Source organism: Streptomyces sp. NBC_01551 (genome assembly GCF_026339935.1).
In the GTDB taxonomy this organism is placed as follows: domain Bacteria; phylum Actinomycetota; class Actinomycetes; order Streptomycetales; family Streptomycetaceae; genus Streptomyces.
Map to the genome: position 1 here is coordinate 1 of NZ_JAPEPX010000022.1, position 640 is coordinate 640.

At 74.7% G+C, this 640-nt stretch carries 1 protein-coding gene; it reads right to left on the bottom strand.

Annotated features, from left to right (window positions below):
* The coding region (locus tag OG982_RS30890; protein WP_266950286.1) for an acyl carrier protein at positions 1-640 on the bottom strand (640 nt) is incomplete at both ends.

Consider the following 640-nt stretch of genomic DNA (forward strand, 5'->3'; position numbering starts at 1 on the left):
TCCAGCAGCAGGCGCTGCTGGGGGTCCATGGCGAGGGCCTCGCGCGGGGAGATCCCGAAGAAGGAGGCGTCGAACTCGGCGGCGTCGTGCAGGAAGCCGCCTTCGCGGGCGTACGAGGTGCCCGGGTGCTCGGGGTCGGGGTGGTAGAGGGCCTCGGTGTCCCAGCCGCGGTTCTCGGGGAGGCGGGTGACGCCGTCCTCGCCGGCCGTCAGGAGCTGCCAGAGGTCCTCGGGGGTGCGGACGTCACCGGGGTAGCGGCAGCTCATGGCGACGATGGCGACGGGATCGTCGTCGGCGGCCGTGGTCGTCGCGGGCGTCGCGGACCCGGCGGCGTGGCTGTCGGCGGTGTCCTGGGCCGAGTCGTCGATCAGCTCGGTGCGCAGGTGGCGGGCCAGGACCGTCGGGTCCGGGTAGTCGAAGATCAGCGTGGCGGGCAGGCGCAGGGCGGTCGCCTGGTTCAGCCGATTGCGCAGCTCCACCGCGGTGAGCGAGTCGAAGCCCAGCTCCTTGAAGGCCCGGCCCGACTCGACGGCGGCGGGGCCCGCGTGGCCGAGGACGGCCGCGACCTGCGTACGGACCAGGTCCAGCAGCGCGCGGTCCTGTTCGGCGCCGGACAGCCCGGCCAGCCGGGCCCGCAGCT